The 15615-nt window shown below is 70.5% G+C and carries 18 protein-coding genes; 6 read left to right on the forward strand and 12 right to left on the reverse strand.

The annotated features are described in order from the left end of the window. Positions 1–525, forward strand: a 525-nt coding sequence (locus AB0C25_RS30925) for a GNAT family N-acetyltransferase (RefSeq protein ID WP_357377843.1), incomplete at its 5' end; no start/stop codon positions are given. Positions 526–1076: 551 nt separating this feature from the next. Here the strand turns inward: AB0C25_RS30925 and AB0C25_RS30930 are convergent. The 3 genes from AB0C25_RS30930 to mshB all read right to left on the reverse strand — a co-directional run bounded on the left by AB0C25_RS30930 (position 1077) and on the right by mshB (position 3078). Further along, positions 1077–1541: a hypothetical protein gene (locus tag AB0C25_RS30930; RefSeq protein ID WP_357378043.1), complete on the reverse strand. Its 465-nt coding sequence runs from the start codon at positions 1539–1541 to the stop codon at positions 1077–1079. A gap of 65 nt (positions 1542–1606) precedes the next feature. Beyond that, the gene (locus tag AB0C25_RS30935) at positions 1607–2056 is read right to left on the reverse strand and encodes a hypothetical protein (protein ID WP_357377845.1); all 450 of its coding nucleotides are present in this window, start codon (positions 2054–2056) and stop codon (positions 1607–1609) included. A 14-nt stretch (positions 2057–2070) separates the two neighbouring features. After that, positions 2071–3078: an N-acetyl-1-D-myo-inositol-2-amino-2-deoxy-alpha-D-glucopyranoside deacetylase gene (mshB, locus tag AB0C25_RS30940; protein WP_357377847.1), complete on the reverse strand. Its 1008-nt coding sequence runs from the start codon at positions 3076–3078 to the stop codon at positions 2071–2073. Positions 3079–3164: 86 nt separating this feature from the next. On the opposite strand from mshB, the gene AB0C25_RS30945 reads away from it, so the two are divergent. Beyond that, positions 3165–5309, forward strand: coding sequence for a prolyl oligopeptidase family serine peptidase (locus AB0C25_RS30945; protein ID WP_357377849.1), 2145 nt, complete (start codon positions 3165–3167; stop codon positions 5307–5309). Between the two features lie 126 nt (positions 5310–5435). Continuing rightward, positions 5436–6356 (forward strand): alpha/beta hydrolase, encoded by a 921-nt coding sequence (locus AB0C25_RS30950; protein ID WP_357377851.1) that lies wholly within the window; start codon positions 5436–5438, stop codon positions 6354–6356. A gap of 112 nt (positions 6357–6468) precedes the next feature. Here AB0C25_RS30950 and AB0C25_RS30955 read toward each other — a convergent pair whose 3' ends face one another. After that, positions 6469–6882: a nuclear transport factor 2 family protein gene (locus tag AB0C25_RS30955; RefSeq protein WP_357378045.1), complete on the reverse strand. Its 414-nt coding sequence runs from the start codon at positions 6880–6882 to the stop codon at positions 6469–6471. 267 nt (positions 6883–7149) lie between these two features. Then, on the reverse strand, positions 7150–7548 hold the full coding sequence (locus AB0C25_RS30960) for a helix-turn-helix domain-containing protein (protein ID WP_357377853.1): 399 nt from the start codon (positions 7546–7548) through the stop codon (positions 7150–7152). 105 nt (positions 7549–7653) lie between these two features. Here AB0C25_RS30960 and AB0C25_RS30965 point away from each other — a divergent pair, with 105 nt between their 5' ends. Then, a complete protein-coding gene (locus AB0C25_RS30965) occupies positions 7654–8556 on the forward strand; it encodes an NADP-dependent oxidoreductase (protein WP_357377855.1) in 903 nt (300 codons plus the stop codon). Between the two features lie 92 nt (positions 8557–8648). Here the strand turns inward: AB0C25_RS30965 and AB0C25_RS30970 are convergent, their stop codons facing one another. Continuing rightward, positions 8649–9488 carry an NAD(P)H-binding protein gene (locus tag AB0C25_RS30970; RefSeq protein ID WP_357377857.1) on the reverse strand — a complete coding sequence of 280 codons (840 nt, stop codon included), beginning with the start codon at positions 9486–9488 and terminating at the stop codon, positions 8649–8651. 108 nt (positions 9489–9596) lie between these two features. On the opposite strand from AB0C25_RS30970, the gene AB0C25_RS30975 reads away from it, so the two are divergent. Then, positions 9597–9959 (forward strand): helix-turn-helix domain-containing protein, encoded by a 363-nt coding sequence (locus AB0C25_RS30975; protein WP_357377859.1) that lies wholly within the window; start codon positions 9597–9599, stop codon positions 9957–9959. A gap of 46 nt (positions 9960–10005) precedes the next feature. Here the strand turns inward: AB0C25_RS30975 and AB0C25_RS30980 are convergent, their stop codons facing one another. The 4 genes from AB0C25_RS30980 to AB0C25_RS30995 all read right to left on the reverse strand — a co-directional run bounded on the left by AB0C25_RS30980 (position 10006) and on the right by AB0C25_RS30995 (position 13510). Further along, a complete protein-coding gene (locus tag AB0C25_RS30980; RefSeq protein ID WP_357377861.1) occupies positions 10006–10797 on the reverse strand; it encodes a DUF1152 domain-containing protein in 792 nt (263 codons plus the stop codon). Positions 10798–10860: 63 nt separating this feature from the next. Next, a complete protein-coding gene (locus tag AB0C25_RS30985; protein WP_357377863.1) occupies positions 10861–12033 on the reverse strand; it encodes a helix-turn-helix domain-containing protein in 1173 nt (390 codons plus the stop codon). After that, the gene (locus AB0C25_RS30990) at positions 12023–12190 is read right to left on the reverse strand and encodes a hypothetical protein (RefSeq protein WP_357377865.1); all 168 of its coding nucleotides are present in this window, start codon (positions 12188–12190) and stop codon (positions 12023–12025) included. The genes AB0C25_RS30985 and AB0C25_RS30990 overlap by 11 nt, the downstream gene beginning before the upstream one ends. Positions 12191–12325: 135 nt before the next feature. After that, positions 12326–13510 carry a helix-turn-helix domain-containing protein gene (locus AB0C25_RS30995; RefSeq protein WP_357378047.1) on the reverse strand — a complete coding sequence of 395 codons (1185 nt, stop codon included), beginning with the start codon at positions 13508–13510 and terminating at the stop codon, positions 12326–12328. A gap of 234 nt (positions 13511–13744) precedes the next feature. On the opposite strand from AB0C25_RS30995, the gene AB0C25_RS31000 reads away from it, so the two are divergent. Further along, complete coding sequence (locus tag AB0C25_RS31000) at positions 13745–14212, forward strand: nuclear transport factor 2 family protein (RefSeq protein ID WP_357377867.1); 468 nt, start codon at positions 13745–13747, stop codon at positions 14210–14212. Positions 14213–14272: 60 nt separating this feature from the next. Here the strand turns inward: AB0C25_RS31000 and AB0C25_RS31005 are convergent, their stop codons facing one another. Beyond that, positions 14273–14812 (reverse strand): GNAT family protein, encoded by a 540-nt coding sequence (locus AB0C25_RS31005; protein WP_357377869.1) that lies wholly within the window; start codon positions 14810–14812, stop codon positions 14273–14275. 9 nt (positions 14813–14821) lie between these two features. Continuing rightward, positions 14822–15592 carry a hypothetical protein gene (locus AB0C25_RS31010; protein WP_357377871.1) on the reverse strand — a complete coding sequence of 257 codons (771 nt, stop codon included), beginning with the start codon at positions 15590–15592 and terminating at the stop codon, positions 14822–14824. Between the last annotated feature and the right edge of the window lie 23 nt (positions 15593–15615).

The following is a 15615-nucleotide window of genomic DNA, read 5'->3' on the forward strand; positions in this document are numbered from 1 at the left end:
GGCGCAGTCGAGCACGCCGGCGCAGTCGAGCACGCCGGCGCAGTCGAGCACGCCGGCGCAGTCGAGCACGCCGGCGCAGTCGAGCACGCCGGCGCAGTCGAGCACGCCGGCGCGTGGAGCAGTGCGGTCGTAGAGCTGGCCAGCGCGCCGAGCGCGGAGTGGCTGGCCATCGCCGCCGGCCGCAAGGGCGGCCTGCCGGACGCCGCACGGGCCGTGCTCACCGCCGTGAACCTGGTCCGTTTCGCCCACGTGTACGTCGACGGCACGCTGGTGGCGGTCGGCCGAGGCACGGTGACCGGTCAGGGGCGCTGGCTGGGCCTCAGCCTCATCGAGGTTCTACCGGCCGCCCGCCGTCAAGGGCTGGCTGTCCGGGTGATCAACGAGTTGGCCGGCTGGGGCGTGTCCAGTGGCGCGACGCACGCATTCCTCCAGGTCGAGCAGCACAACACGGCGGCGGTGGCGCTCTACCAGCGACTCGGTTTCAGCACACACCACACCTACCTGACCCGAATCGCCCCACACTGACCCAGCCCCGCGCACGCGGCAAGCCCGGCACACGCGGCAAGCCCGGCACACGCGGCAAGCCCAGCACACGCGGTAAGCCCGGCACCGTGATCGACTCGACTTTCAGGAAGTCGCGGCATCCGCCTGCCCAGGACGGCCCGACTTCACGAAACCCGAGTTGACCAACAAGAAACCGGGGCATCCGACCGCTCGGGACAGCCCGACTTACTGAAAGCCGAGTTGATCAAGCCGCGAGCCCGGGCAGATCAGGCCGCCTAAGCTAAGCCCTCCCCTAAGCCAGGCCCACGCTCGCCCAGCCACGCACGCCGGGCCCGCCCAGCCACGCACGCCCGGCCCAGCCCGCACGCCGGCCCGCCCAGCCACGCACGCAGGCCCGCCCAGCCCGCACGCCGGGCCCGCCCAGCCACGCACGCCGGCCCGCCCAGCCCGCACGCCGGCCCGCCCAGCCACGCACGCCGGCCCGCCCAGCCCGCCCAGCCCGCACGCCGGCCCGCCGAGCCACGCACGCCCCGCTTGCCCACCGGTTCGGTCGGTCGTGGCTTGCGAGCTTGTCAGCGGCGGACGACGCGGCGGGGTTTGGCGGCTTTGACCTCGGCGTACCGCTTGAGCTGCCACGAGCGGTAGTCACGCCCCAGCGCGGTGAGCACCAGGTAGCCGATCAGCACCCCGGCGCCGGAGGCGAGCAGGTACAGCCAGAGCTGGGCGAAGAACGTCGGCGCGCCGCCAGCGAACGGGTTGTGGCCGATCAGCAGAGGCCCGACCAACACGGTCAACAGCATCGCCGCCAACACCACGAGGGCCATGTCGGCCGCCCAGTCCGCCACCGGCCGGCGACGACCCCAGCGGAAGGCGATCACCGCCAGGGTCACCCCGATCACCGCGAACATCGCCAACGACACCCGGTCGGCGGCAGTGTCATCCTGCTCGAAGCCGAACCGGATGATCAGCCGGGCGACTATGTTGACCGCGAACAGTGCTGCCACGAGCACCGCGATGTCACGCCACCGTCTGTCCACCACCGGACCTCCTGCCGTACGCCCCGTCGCGGGGCTCACATCCCTGGCTGGAATATCTACCACCCTTACCTGGGTGGCGTCATCAGCCCGACCGTGGACGGCGGAGCGAGGATCTGCCGGAAGCCCATCACCGCGAAGGTCATCGCGCCGGCCACGATCATGGCCAGGCCGACCCAGTTGTCGCCGGCCAGCAACAGGTCACCCTCGTTGGTCCGGATGGCGGCCACCGCCATCAGCGCGAACCAGGGCACGGCCGGCAGCGCCACCGCCCACCTGCGCCCGACCGCCTCGTGCGCGAACCAGCTCAGCACGATGTTGGCACCGACGGCGAGGAGCGCCGACACGCCGATCAACTGCCCGCCGACGCGGACCGTGGAGAGCAGCAACTCCAGCACCCCGCTCAGCACTCCGGCGACCACCACGACGACCGCGCCGGCCAGCCGCAGGCCCAGGTCGAACAGTCGCGGCGGTGGTCCCGCCGGGGGCGGGGCATCCTGGTCGTCCAAAACCGTCATCGACGCGGGCAGGGTCACCGGGAACCCGCCGCCGCGACCGAGGACCGGTCCGACGCGGCCCCGACCGGAGACCGGTCCGACGCGGCCCCGACCGGAGACCGGTCCGACGCGGCCCCGACCGGAGACCGGTCCGGCGCGGTCTCCTCGGGGAGCCCGGCGAAGAGGTCGTCCTCCCAGGCGTACGGCCCGGAGCCTGGTCCCTTCTCGCCGACCGCGAGGGTGAAGAACTCCACGCCCATGAACTCGCCGCCGAAGTTGCCGGCGATCGAGTAGAGCCAGGAGGTGGCCGGGATCTGGGTGGCGTGCGCCCGCATCGCGGCTTCCTTGGCCGCGTGCTGGTCGGTGCCGTCGATCCGGGCGGCGATCTGGGCGTCCGGGGTGCCGAAGGGGAGGTCGGCGATGTCGGCGATGCCACCGAACGGGTTGTCGGAGGACCCGGCGAAGTGCGCCATGCCGGCCTCCAGGACGCTGAGCGGCATCGCGGTCCAGTAGACCTTCAGCGGGGCGCAGCCCTCGGCGGCGGCCAGCTCGACAGCGCGCATCGCGACCCGGTGGGCCTGGATGTGGTCGGGGTGGCCGTAGAAGCCGTTCGGGTCGTACGTGATCAGCACCTGCGGGCGTACCTCTCGGATGATCTCCACGAGATGCCCGGCGGCCTCGTCGAGGTCGGCCTGCCAGAAGGCGCGGGGGTGTTCGTTGGTGGCGAGCCCCATCATCCCCGAGTCGCGGTAGCGGCCGGCGCCGCCCAGGAAGCGGTGGTCGCTGACGCCGAGCGCGGCGCACGCGGCGGTCAGCTCCGCGATCCGATACCCGCCGAGCTGGTCGGCCTCGGCGGCGGCGAGCTGGGCCAGCGCGGGCACGTGGATCTCGCCCTCCTCGCCGAGGGTGCAGGTCACAAGCGTGACGTGGGCACCGTCGGCGGCGTAGTGGGCCATCGTCGAGCCGGTGCCGATCGACTCGTCGTCGGGGTGCGCGTGGACCAGCAGCAGGCGGCGGTCGGGCAGCATCGTCACGACGGTCACTCTAACCGGCAGCCAGGTCCCACCGGCGTCGACGCGTCCGCCCAGGTCGGCCACATCACCTCCCGTACCGCTCTACGATTTGGTCTGTGGACTTTCCGGAGCTGGCCGCCCGCACCCGCCGGTTCAGCCACGGCGCGCCGCGCGCTGTCTCCGTGGCCGACGACGGCTCCCGGGTGATCTTCCTGCGCTCGGCCGGACCGGAGGACCCGGCGGACGCGCTCTGGTTGCTGGACGTGGCCACCGCCGAGGAGCGACTGATCGCCGACCCGGCGACCCTGCTGGGCGAGGGCGGGGACGTGCGGTCCCTCTCCCCCGGCGAACGCGCGCTTCGTGAGCGCCTACGGCTCAGTGCCGCGGGCATCGGCTCGTACGCGCTGGACGCCGCCGGGCGGATCGCGGTGTTCGCGCTGGCCGGGCGGTTGTTCCGGGCCGATCTGGTGCACGGTGACGTGGTGGAGGTGGCCACCGTCGGTCCGGTGCTGGATCCGCGTCCCGACCCGACCGGGCAGCGGCTGGCGTACGTGACCGACGCGGGCGAGGGTGTGCGTCGCGGCGAGCTGCGGGTGATCGAGGCAGACGGCACCGACACCCTGCTGGCCGGCGAGGACGCCGGGGTGAGCTGGGGGTTGGCCGAGCACATCGCGGCGGAGGAGTTCGGCCGGTTCCGGGGGTACTGGTGGGCGCCGGACGGGCGCATGGTGCTCGCCGCCCGCGTCGACGAGTCCCGCCTGGAACGCTGGCACCTGCACGACCCGGCCGAGCCGGCCAGCGCGCCGACCGCCGTGGCGTACCCCCGGGCTGGTGGGCCGAACGCGGAGGTCAGCCTGCACCTGCTGGACCTCGACGACGGCTGGGTCGACGTGCACTGGGACCGGGAGACCTACCCGTACCTGACCGCGGTCAGCTGGGTCGAGGGCAGCCCACTGATCACCGTGTTGCGCCGGTCGCAGCAGCACGGGCTGGTGCTCGCGGTGGATCCCCGGACGGGTGAGACGCAGGTGCACGCGGAGCTGGCCGATCCGCGCTGGGTCGAGCCGATCACCGGCACCCCGGCGCACCTGCCGGACGGCCGGGTGCTCGTCGGCGGGGAGTTGGCCCACGACGGGTACGACGCGCGGTGCCTGTTCGCGGACGGCACCCTGCTCACTCCGCCGTCGCTGTACGTGCGGCGGGTCGTGGGTCGACTGCCGGCCAGTTCCGGGCCGGCCGACCTGCTGGTCGAGGCCAGCGACGGTGAGCCGAGCGAGCGGCACCTGTTCCGGGTCCGTACCACCATCGGCGGTGGGGTGGACGCGCGCCGGATCACCACCGACCCGGGTTGGTACACCGCCGCCGTGGGCGGTGACGTGCTGGCCGTCGGGGTCGCGTCACTTGACCACGCGGGGGTGCGGTGGACGGTCCGGCGCGGTGACCACGAGTTGGCCGAGCTGCGGTCGCTGGCCGCCACCCCTCCGTACTCTCCGCTGCCGTTGCTGGAACGGGTGACCGATCGGCGGCTGCCGGCGGCGGTGCTCTACCCGGACAACCACGTGACGGGCCGGCGGCTGCCGGTGCTGCTGGACATCTACGGCGGGCCGGGGCACCAGGAGGTCGTGGCGGCCCGGGCCGCGTGGTTGGAGCGGCAGTGGTGGGCCGATGCCGGGTTCGCGGTGGTCACCATCGACAACCGGGGTACGCCGGGGGTGGCCCCGTCGTTCGAGAAGGCGATCCACCGGCGGATGGCCGACGTGACCCTGACCGACCAGATCGACGCCCTGACCGCGCTCGCCGGTAAGCACCCCGACCTGGACATGGGACGGGTGGGGATTCGTGGTTGGTCGTTCGGCGGGTGGCTGGCCGGGTTGGCGGTGCTGCGCCACCCGGAGCTGTTCCGGTGCGGGATCGCGGGAGCGCCGGTGACCGACTGGACGCTGTACGACACGGCGTACACCGAACGTTATCTGGGGTTGCCCGAGGACGGCATGGACGTCTACGCGCACCATTCACTCGTCGAGTTGGCCGCCGAGCCGCTCACCGGCCCCGATCAGGCCCGCCCGTTGCTGCTGGTGCACGGCCTGGCCGACGACAACGTGGTGGCCGCGCACACGCTCCGGCTCTCCGCGGCCCTGCTGAGCACCGGCCGCCCGCACGCTGTCCTGCCGCTGACCGGCGCCACCCACCTGGCCGCGAACGGCACCGCCGAGCGACTGCTCCCGCTGGAACTCGACTTCCTCCGCACACATCTGCTGTAGGCGGTATTCGATAACCGATTTCGGCACGTCAGGGGTCCTGCCGCATGCCATGCTGACGAAAGCGGGACCCGGCTCCGGGATTGCCGAGGGCGACACCGCTATCCCTCATTCCGAAAGGACTCCACAATGGTGGGCATTGCGCAGAAACCCTCGGTCGCCGCCGTGCAGGAAGGCGAGTTCCCGGTCACGCACTTTCGCACGGCGACCGTGAACGGAATCGATATCTTCTACCGCGAGGCCGGCCCGGCCGACGGGCCGGCCGTCCTGCTGCTGCACGGATTTCCCACGGCATCCTCGCAGTTCCGCCACCTGATTCCCCTGCTCGCGGACCGGTACCGGGTGATCGCACCGGACTTCCCGGGTTTCGGCCACAGCGCCAGCCCGGACCGGTCGACGTTCGACTACACCTTCGCCAACTTCGCAGATCTGATGGACGGCCTCCTCGGCCAACTCGGCGTGGATCGCTATGCGCTCTACTGTTTCGACTACGGGGCGCCGACGGGGTTCCGGATGGCCCTCAAGGGGCCTGAGCGGATCAGCGCGCTCATCGTGCAGAACGGCAACGCGTACGAGGAGGGCCTGAGCGAGTTCTGGGATCCGATCAAGGCATACTGGGCGGAGAAGACCGACGAGCGCCGTCAGGCAATCGCGTTCATCCTCAACTCCGACACGGTCGAGCAGCAGTACACGGCGGGGGTGCAGGACCTCAGTCGGCTCGACCCCGACCGGTGGGCCCACGACGACATGCAGCTCGCTCGCCCCGGCAACGCGGACATCCAGCTGGACCTGTTCTACGACTACGGCAGCAACGTCACGTTGTACCCGGAGTTCCATGCCTTCTTCCGCGACCACCAGCCGCCGACGCTTGTCGTTTGGGGCCAGAACGACCCGGTCTTCCCGGCCGCTGGTGCCCACCCCTATCGCAAGGATCTGCCGGCGGCCGAATTCCACCTGCTCGACACCGGTCACTTCCTGCTGGAAGACAAGATCGACGTCGCCGCGCCGATGATCCACGACTTCCTCGACCGCACCATCGGTCGTTCCTGAGATCAGGACGGGTTGGGGGCTGGGGCTGGACTCCGGCATCGCAGCGGGGAAACTGCGGCGGTGTCGGATTTCACGAAGCCACTCGGCTACTAGAGCTGCGGTAGGGCCACGGTCACCAACGCTCCACGAGGTGTTCCCGACCCGACGGCGGATCGTACGGGTCGGGCCAGTAGTCGATGATCTTGTTGACCAGCCCATGCTCGGACATCTCGAGCCAGACGCACGCGTCCTGCTGCTCGTCGCCGACGCGGACGTCGAGCAACAGGGCGGCGAAGCGGCCATCGGCGACCACTCGTCGCGGCCGGAGGTGCCAATCGCCGGGATAATCGGTGTTGAACCGCAGGAACGTGTCCCGGCCGCGAATGCGCTCCCGGGTCTGCGGCATCTCGTAGACCACGTCATCGGTGAGCAGCGCGGCCAACCCGGACCAGTCGCGGCGCTCCAGAAGATCGACGTACGCGTGGGCGGTCCGCCGGGCCGTCGAGGTGTCGTCCACGACGCGGACCCTAGCGGCTGCCAGCGACAGTCTGGCGAGCCGTCGGTGCATCACCGGGCTTCCCGCACCGATGCCCGCAGCACGTCTCCCAAGGCCAGATGACCTGATCCGGCGACGCCGGGACCGTGAATCTTGGACAGTTTCCGTCAGCGAGGAACTGTCAGCGAGGAACGGCAACTGTCCAAGATCTCCTGTTCGCACAGTGGCAAGCGACGGTGATCTTGGCAGTGCGCACCAGCATGGCCCATGGACGGATACGGTCCAACTGACTCTGACATGAGAGGCGTTCGCAGGCTCTCAGGGGCGGGCGTCGAATTGGGTCCGGGCTTCGAAGACGCGGTCCATGTGCGTCTCGGCCCAGTCCTTGATCGCGATCATGACCGGGAACAGCTCATGGCCGAGCGGGGTGAGCGCATAGTCGACGCGGACCGGCATCGAGGCGGTGACCGTGCGGGTGACCAGGCCGTCGCGTTCCAACGTGCGCAGGGTCTGGGTGAGCATCTTCTGGCTGACGCCGGCGATGCGGCGGGCGAGTTCGCCGTGCCGCTGCGGGCCGCTGGCGAGCGCCGGGATCACCAGGGCCACCCACTTGTCAGTGAGCCTGCTGAGCAGCTCGCGGGTCGGGCATCGTTCCAGGAACGCGTCGTAGTCACGTTTGGCCTGCTCGCGGCGTTGCGCCGCAGTCATCGTCGCCATCTCGTCTCCTCCGGTTCCCTAGGCACTTTACGGTACCTACTTACTGACAGTGCCGAGGATTCGTACGGTTGTGGTGATCAAAGAGGTCCCACGAAGGAGTCGGCGATGCGCGCAGTCAGCTATGCACAGTTCGGAGGGCCGGAGGTCCTGCACGTGATCGACGTGCCGGTGCCCGAGCCCGGTCCGGGGCAGGTCCGGGTGCGGGTCGCGGCGTCAGTCGTCCATCCGGTCGATCTGATGCTCCGCTCCGGCCGGTTTCCGGCCCCGTTGCCGACCGGCCTGCCGTACACGCCGGGCTGGGACGTTGCCGGCAGCATCGACGCGGTCGGGCCGTCGGTCGAGGAGTTCGCGGTCGGCGACGAGGTCATCGGCTTCTCGCACTGGCTGCAAACCACGGTCGGCGCCCACGCGGAGTACGTGGTCCTCGACGCCGCCGGGCTGACCTCCGCGCCCACCGGTGTCTCCGCCACCGATTCGGCGACCCTGCCGACCAATGGCCTGGCCGCCGCCCAGGCCCTTGACCTGCTCGCGCTACCCGCGGGCTCGACCGTGCTCGTCACCGGCGCCGCGGGACAGGTCGGTGGGTTCGTGCTGGCGCTGGCCCGGGCGGCCCGCCTGCGCGCCACGGGACTCGCCGGGCCCGACGACCGCGAGTTCGTCGAGTCGCTGGGCGCGGCGTTCCTGTCGCGCGCCGACGATCCGACGGGGACGTTCGACGCGGTCATCGACCTGGCGGTGATCGGCCCCGCGCTGCTGGACCTCGTCCGGGACGGCGGCGGATACGTGGCGGCGTCACCTCCACTTCGCCCGGAGCCGGTGCGGGGAATCCGGACCTTCGGGCTGGAGGTGCTACCGGACGGATCCCGGCTGGGTGAGTTGGTCAAACTCGTCACCAGCGGCGACATCCCGCTCCGGGTCGCTGACGTGTACCCCTTCGCCGACGCGGCGGCGGCCCACGACCGGCTGGCCCGAGGCGGCGTGCGCGGCGGTGTGGTGATCGTCCCCTGATCAGCCGCTCACGGCCCTGCTGATGACCGACCAGCCGCGCACGGCTGGCCGGTCATCAGTCCGAGGGAGGAGACGGTCGATGGCCTGCCGCGTCAGCGAAAGGCGTCGACGTTGCGCGCGGCCCACGCGGCGAAGGGGCGTGGCGGTCGGCCCAGGACCTCCGCCACGTCCGGGCTGATCCGCTGCTCCCGTGCGGTCGGCGCGCCGATGATCGCCAGCGTTCCCTCGACCACCGCCGGGGGCATGAACCGCAGCAACTGTTCGCGGGCCTCGTCGGGCGTCTGCTCGACGAAGCTGATCGGTTCGCCGAGCGCGGTGGCGAGATCGGCAACCCGCTCACGTGGTGTGCTCAGCACGGGACCGGTCAACTCGTACGTGCGACCGGCGTGGGCGTCGTCGCGGAGGGCGACGGCCGCCACCTCGGCGATGTCGTCCGGGTCGATCACCGGCAGACCGACCTCACCGAACGGTGCGGCCACCGTACGTCCCTTGCGAACCGACTCGGCCCAGCCGAGGGCGTTGGAGGCGAAGCCGCCAGGGCGCAGGATCGTCCAGTCGAGGCCGGAGCGGCGTACCTGCTCTTCGATGGCGTGCAGCGGCGCGTGCGACGCGGTCCCAGGCCTGGTGCCGACCGCTTGCGAGGATTGCAGCACGATGCGTTTCACGCCGGCGTCCGTGGTGACCCGCAGGATCTCGGGCACGTCGAGATGCGCCCCGGCGCCCTCCACGAGCAGGAACAACGCCTCGGCGCCAGCGAGCGCCGGCCGCAGGCTCTCCGGCCGCTCCAGGTCCGCGCGATGGTGGCGCACGCCGTCCGGTACGACGACCGGACGTCGTGCACGGGACACCGCCGACGCCGCGGCACCCGACGCCGCGAGGATCGACAACAGCTTCCGACCGACGTTCCCGGTGGCACCTGTCACGACGAACATGTCTGAACCTCCAAGTCGACCGCGTCGTTCACGCGGTTGGAGGCGACGTTAGTAGCGCCGATATAGTAGGTACCTAGAGGATAGTAATGGCTATATGACGGAGGCCACATGCAACGGTCAGCGCACCCCGAGCTGGCCTGCCCGGTCGCGCCGGTCGTCGACATCGTGTTCAGTCGATGGACCACACCCATCCTGTGGGCTCTGCACGAGTACGGGCGGCAACGGTTCGTGGAGCTGGAACGCCGGCTGACCAGCATCACACCGAAGGTGCTCACGCAACGGCTACGCCAACTCGAACGCGACGGGCTGGTGGCACGCACCTACTACGCCGAAATGCCACCCCGGGTCGAATACGAGATCACCGAGCTGGGTGCCAGCCTCGGTCCGCTCTTCGCGCACCTGACCACCTGGGCCGACGCCCACCTCGGCGAGGTGCAGCAGGCACGGCAGGCCTACGACGCCGACCGGTGAGGTCACAGCGACACCCCCGGGCGCACGCTCCGCCGCTGGCGAGCGATCAGTGTGGGAACGCGCGGGGGATGCGTGCGTCGAGGAGTTCGTCGCGGAACGCCTGGATGCGTGTGATGACCTGCCGTCTGCCGACGGTGTTCTCAATACGGTCGAGGTACAGGCATCGGGCCGCGAGTTTGTCCAGATCCACTGTGAAATAGATGGCCATCAGCGGGTTGACGAAGAGGTCGCCGCCGCCGGTACGCCTGGTGAATCGGACGTCCCCGAAAGCGCCGCTGGTGGCGGCGGCGATCTGCCCTTGGACGATGCTCGGCCGCGCGGCCACGGCGGCGACGCTGGTCATGTCCTCCACCGGCGTGCCGAGGTCGCTCTCGTCGCCCCGCAGCAGGACATCCGTGCCGCCGTCGACCAGGACCACCGCGTCGATGTCGAGGTGCTCCACCAGGTGCCGGTACGCCGCCCGCAGCGGCTGGACACCGAGCGGCGGAAACGCGTACACCGTCGACGGCAGTTGCTGGGCCGCCAGCCATCGGGCGAGCGTCCGTTCGGGGAAGTACCAGTCGGGGCTGGCGGTATCCGGCTGTACGGCTGCGACGTTGTCCACCACCCACGCGTCCCGGTCGATCAACTCAAGTTCCGAGAAGGAGAGGTTGGCCAGGTGCACCTGCGCGCCGGCGCGCCACAGGGCGAACGCCAGGGGCAGGCCCGCGTACACGTCGAACCCCCCGCCCGCTCCGGCGATGAGGATGCTCCGCGCCGGAGCCAGAGCGGCAACCAGCGGCGGAACGGCCAACGAGAACGCACCGGAGTCGGCCGAGAGCGCGGCAGGGGTGATCACCGCCCAATGATCACTGACGCCTGCAACGCACTTGGATGAGGCAGGACGCATATCGCGCCGGTCCTACAGCACGCCGAGTCCGATGGCGAGTTGGGTGATCATCGGTGGGGCGTCCGGAGCGCGGGCGACCTGGGCGACCACGTCCCGGGCGGCCGGCCGGTGGCGGATCTCGGCGGGCGCGATGCTGTCGGCCCGCAACAGGACCCGGGCCGCGTTGGTGGGGTCGTCCGCCTGGAGGTAGCCGCGCGCCGCGTCGATCAGGTGCGCCGCCCGGTGCTCGATCGGCAGCCACCGCCACCCGTCCCGCCCGGTCGCCTCCTCGTGCCGCGCGACCGCCTGCGGCCCGTCGCCCAACTCCACGGCGGCCGTGACCCGGGCCAGCTCGACGGCCGTCGGCCCGAACGCCGTCCAGCAACGATCATGTCCGTCGCCCACCCGAGCGGCCAGCTCGGCAGCCTCGTCCAGCAGGTCACCGGCCGCCCGGTCGTCACCCGCCCGGGCCGCGACCAGAGCGGCCTGCACCAGCAGCGATCCCCGCAGCGACATCCCATCCGGCGTGCCGTCGGCGATCTGGGAAGCGGCGGCGAGCAGCACCGGTCCCGCCCGAGCTGATGCCCGCAACGCCTGACCGAGCTGCACCGCCGCGCAACCCAGCAACACCCGGTCACCGGCGGCGGCCGACATCGCCCGGTCAGCGGCCAACCACGCGAGGCTCCCCTCACCCAGTTTGACCAGCAGCGCCGCCGTCACCCGGTACACCTCCACCACCGCCGCCCGCCCGGCCTCCGGGTCATGCACGTGGGCGCGGTGCACCTCCGTCACCACTGTGGGCAGCAACTCGACCAGACGCGGATACCGGGCATGCTGGTAGGTCATCCACACCTGCCGCACCTCCCGCGCCAACCGCTCGGCGGACATCACCTCCCGGCCCGCCGGGCGACCAAAAGCCATCGGGTACGCGGACAGCGCCACCCGAATCCGCGCGACGCCCTCGCGATGCTCGGCCACCCCGGTGGGCTGCACATCACGACCGAGCAGCGCCGCGACGTCGACCCGCAACACCGCCGCGACGTCCCGGATGGTCGACACCCGCTCCAGGGACCGGACCCCACGCTCGACCTTGTCCACCCAGCTCTTCGACTTCCCCAACCGATCCGCGAACGACTGCTGCGACAGCCTCCGCCGCACCCGCAGGTACGCGACCCGCCGGCCGATGGGCACCGGGTCACGGCTCACCACGCCACCGCCGATCCGGCACGGCCCGAGTCGTCTCCTCCACCGGGATCCGCTCCGCCTCGGCCTGCGCGAGCAACCGACGTTTGGCCGCTTCCTGTTCGTCGGCGTCGATCCGCTCGCCCGTGTTGGGCGTACCGGTGTCGTCCTTGCCGCTCATACCCACCTCCGCTGGCAGGGGCGGGTGGTGTCGCTTGGCGACCTGCTCGTACCGATCCCGCCCTCACGAACAGCATCCGGTGAACAGGCGATCACAGAAAGCTAGCGGGTGTCCGCTGGTCGCGCGTGCCGTCCGCTATCGGGCCACGGGCCGGTACGCCTCGTACACCTCGCGGAATGCTGCTGCCTCCGCCGTCCCGGTGTGCTCGACCTTCCGGAGCACTTCCCGCGCCCGCCACCAGTTCGAGCACACCACCCGCCCCGACCGGACCGCGTCAGCGGCGACGACACTGGCTTCGTCTGGCTGACCGGTGGCCAACAGTGCCATCGCGAGATCCAGACGGGCGGAAGCAGAGCGCCGTGGCCGCTCACCGCCATCGCCGCGGGGGTCCAATTCCGACAGGGCGGTCCGGGCCATCTGCTCGGCGGCCGGGTCACCCGCCCATGACAGCGTGGTCGCCGTGTACGCCAACGCCTTCGTTGGGTCGTACCGGTAGTGGTGCTCGGCCCGATCCGGAAGCGGCAGATTCGCGGTCAACTGCTCCAGCCGATCCAACGCCTCACGCGTCCGCCCTACATCAGCCAACCGCGCCCACACCCGCGCCTCCTGGGCGGTCGCCTGGATGTACGCCGAACTACCCCGAGGAGCCACCCGCTGCGCCTGCCGCGACAGGTCCATCGCCCGCCGGTAGTCGCCGTGCGTGAGCCAGTCCCACGCCTGCGTCTCCAGACACCACGCCTGGATCTCCGGATGCTCGGCATGCTCGGCAAGAGCCATGGCCGTGCGCAGGTGAGCACCCGCCGCAGGTGGTTGCAGCAGATCAATGTGCACGGTCGCCCGCAGCACGGTCAGCCAACCACCGGCAACGACGAGCCGTCGCCGCTGCGCCAACGTCCCACGACCGTCGAGCAGCCGCCCCACGTAGGCCAACTGCCGTCGCACCAGGGGAAGCAGATCGACCGGTAGCGTCGTCGCGTACGCGCTTGCCAGGTCGTCCACACCCGCCTCGATCCGAGCGAGAGTCTCGCCACTGACATCGCTGACCCGCACGCGAGCCAGCAATTCCCCGGCCTCGGTGTCGTGGTCGACAGGCTCGTCCACCAGGCGGATGAGTGTCCCGCCGGCTTGCAGTACCTCGTCGAGGTGCCTGGCCGTTTCCGGGGTGGGGGCCTTCGCCCCGGTCTCCAGATCGTGCAGGTGGCTCTTGCCCCGATGAGCGAGCTGCCCCAGTGCCCGTAGAGACATCCCCTGGTTGGTGCGCAGCGCACGAAGGTGGGCACCGAAGCGCGGATCGACATGCGACACGACGACGCCCCCAATCGACTATCCGGACAGCAGGCCGGATCCGAGGACCACTGCTACGGACGGTACATCGAGCAAACACGGTTTGGTGCGGACCGCATGCCGTCCGCCATGCCGCCGAGGTGTCGCCTCTTCGGGGCAGTCAAGTCGGAGCTGAGGTCGGTAGGGTGCCGTCGATGGGGTGCCGGCCATTCCCGGATGCAGTCCTCGGCATGCCCCAAAGTGACATCTACCGATTCGAAGGATGCCGGCATGAGTAGCCCACGCGAAACCTTCCTCCGGCTGGTGAACGGCGTCTGCGACGGTCCGTACGAAGACCTGGCCGACCTGTACGCCGAACAAACCCACGTCACGCATCCGTTCCACCCGCTCAGCCCGCCACCACTGCTCAGCCGCAGTGAGCTGCACGAGCACTTCACCGCGCCACCTCCGGTCGCCCGGACGCTGACCCGTAAGCCGGTCGACGTGACGATTCACGAAACCGCCGACCCGGAGGTGATCGTCGCCGAGTTCGCCTATCAGGGGTGGGTCGACGAGACAGGCGAGGAGTTCACGGTGCCGTGTGTCTTCGTGATGCGCATCCGCGACGGGCTCATCATCGAGTCCCGCGACTACATCGACCACATCTCCAGCGCGCGGGCCTGGGGTCAACTCGACAGTCTGCTGACCGCGCTTCGTCCACAGCAGAGCACCACCATTGACGACACGGCCCAGCCCTGATTCACGTCCGACGTCCCGAGCGCCTGAGCCGCACGATCACGACTGGACGGCGTTGGCCGGCTACGGCGTCCAGTCGCGCCGGAGCAGACCGTAGATCACCATGTCCACGAAGCCGTCGCCGTCGTACTCGCGCTCCCGCTGAGTGCCTTCGTGCGTGAAGCCGCACCTCTCCGCGGTACGCCGCATGGCCGTGTTGCTGACCACCGTCTCCAGTTCCAGACGGCGTAGGTTGCGGTTGCGGAAGCCGTACCGGCAGAGCAACCGGATCACTTCGGTCCCGTACCCCTGGCCGCGTGCCTCGGGTAGCAGCGAGATGCCGAGGTGGGCGTACTGGTTGAACGCGTTGATCCCCCACAGCGCGCCGCCACCGAGGAACGTGCCGTCGGCCACGGTTTCGGCCAGCAGCGGCACCGGGGCCTGACCGTCGAGCGGCTCGGTGACCTGTTTCTCCAGCCGGGCGCGGACTTGGCCGACGTGACGCGGCAGGAACGGCTCGCCGTCTGTGATCAGGTGCAACTCGGGATCACCGTAGAGGCGGAACATGTCCGGCGCGTCGTCGGGCGTGGGCGGGCGCAGTCGGACCCGATCGGTGGCGAACATGCCGCGACGCTAACAGCCGGTGTGGAGATTCACGACCCGGTTGGCATCGTCGCGCAGGTCGCTGAGGGTGGCGGCGAGTCGGGCCGCAAGGGCCGCGTCCGCGAGCGCGACTTCCGTGATCAGCGCAGCCGTCGCCGCGCTGAGGGCACGGGTGAGTTCGGCTTCGTCGAGCGCGCGTACCAGGGTGGCGTTAAGCGGCGCGGTCACCTCCGTGGGAAGCAGGTGGGCGCCCTTCGCATGGCTCGTGGGGTGACCGAGTCGCAAGCAGGCCAGGGCGAGAACCTGGCCGCGTAGGGCGGCGATCCACTGCTCGGCCTGCCACCATCGGTGTCGTTGGATGCACGTCCACGCGTGCAGGGCGTGGTGCCAGCCCAGCCCGGCCAGGGTCCGCCGAGCAGGGGACGGGTCTTCCTTCGCCGGTAGGGGTTGCCCGAAGACGGTACGCCAGGTCGGGCCGTGCGGCCCGAACTCCGCGGCCGGAACGAACCCGATGTCCACCTCGAGCAGGCCGGGGAGCAGGAACACCCGGTACACCGCCGAGCCGGACGGTAGGTCCCAGTGGTGCACGGCGGCGAAGTCCCGGTGGAGCAGATCGGTCCAGCGGCGCATCGCGGATTCCAGCGGTCCTTCGATGCCGAACACCAGGTCGATGTCCGACCATCGGTCGCTGCCGTCGAGGGCGTGGGATCCGGTGATGGCGGCCCCGACGACGGCGAGGTCTTCTTCGGCCAGGCCGAGTAACCGCTCTCGGATCGAGTCACGCTCGCCGGCGGAGAACACCGTGCCACCCTATCGCCTCGGTT

The sequence above is a fragment of the Micromonospora sp. NPDC048839 genome (assembly GCF_040649915.1).
Taxonomy (GTDB): domain Bacteria; phylum Actinomycetota; class Actinomycetes; order Mycobacteriales; family Micromonosporaceae; genus Micromonospora.

Coding starts and splice junctions, on each gene's coding strand:
- AB0C25_RS31000 (WP_357377867.1), top strand. CDS start 13,745: ATGAGTAGCCCACGCGAAACCTTCCTCCGGCTGGTGAACGGCGTCTGC.
- AB0C25_RS30960 (WP_357377853.1), bottom strand. CDS start 7,548: ATGGCGACGATGACTGCGGCGCAACGCCGCGAGCAGGCCAAACGTGAC.
- AB0C25_RS30935 (WP_357377845.1), bottom strand. CDS start 2,056: ATGACGGTTTTGGACGACCAGGATGCCCCGCCCCCGGCGGGACCACCG.
- AB0C25_RS30970 (WP_357377857.1), bottom strand. CDS start 9,488: ATGTTCGTCGTGACAGGTGCCACCGGGAACGTCGGTCGGAAGCTGTTG.
- AB0C25_RS30965 (WP_357377855.1), top strand. CDS start 7,654: ATGCGCGCAGTCAGCTATGCACAGTTCGGAGGGCCGGAGGTCCTGCAC.
- AB0C25_RS30990 (WP_357377865.1), bottom strand. CDS start 12,190: ATGAGCGGCAAGGACGACACCGGTACGCCCAACACGGGCGAGCGGATC.
- AB0C25_RS30975 (WP_357377859.1), top strand. CDS start 9,597: ATGCAACGGTCAGCGCACCCCGAGCTGGCCTGCCCGGTCGCGCCGGTC.
- AB0C25_RS30950 (WP_357377851.1), top strand. CDS start 5,436: ATGGTGGGCATTGCGCAGAAACCCTCGGTCGCCGCCGTGCAGGAAGGC.
- AB0C25_RS31005 (WP_357377869.1), bottom strand. CDS start 14,812: ATGTTCGCCACCGATCGGGTCCGACTGCGCCCGCCCACGCCCGACGAC.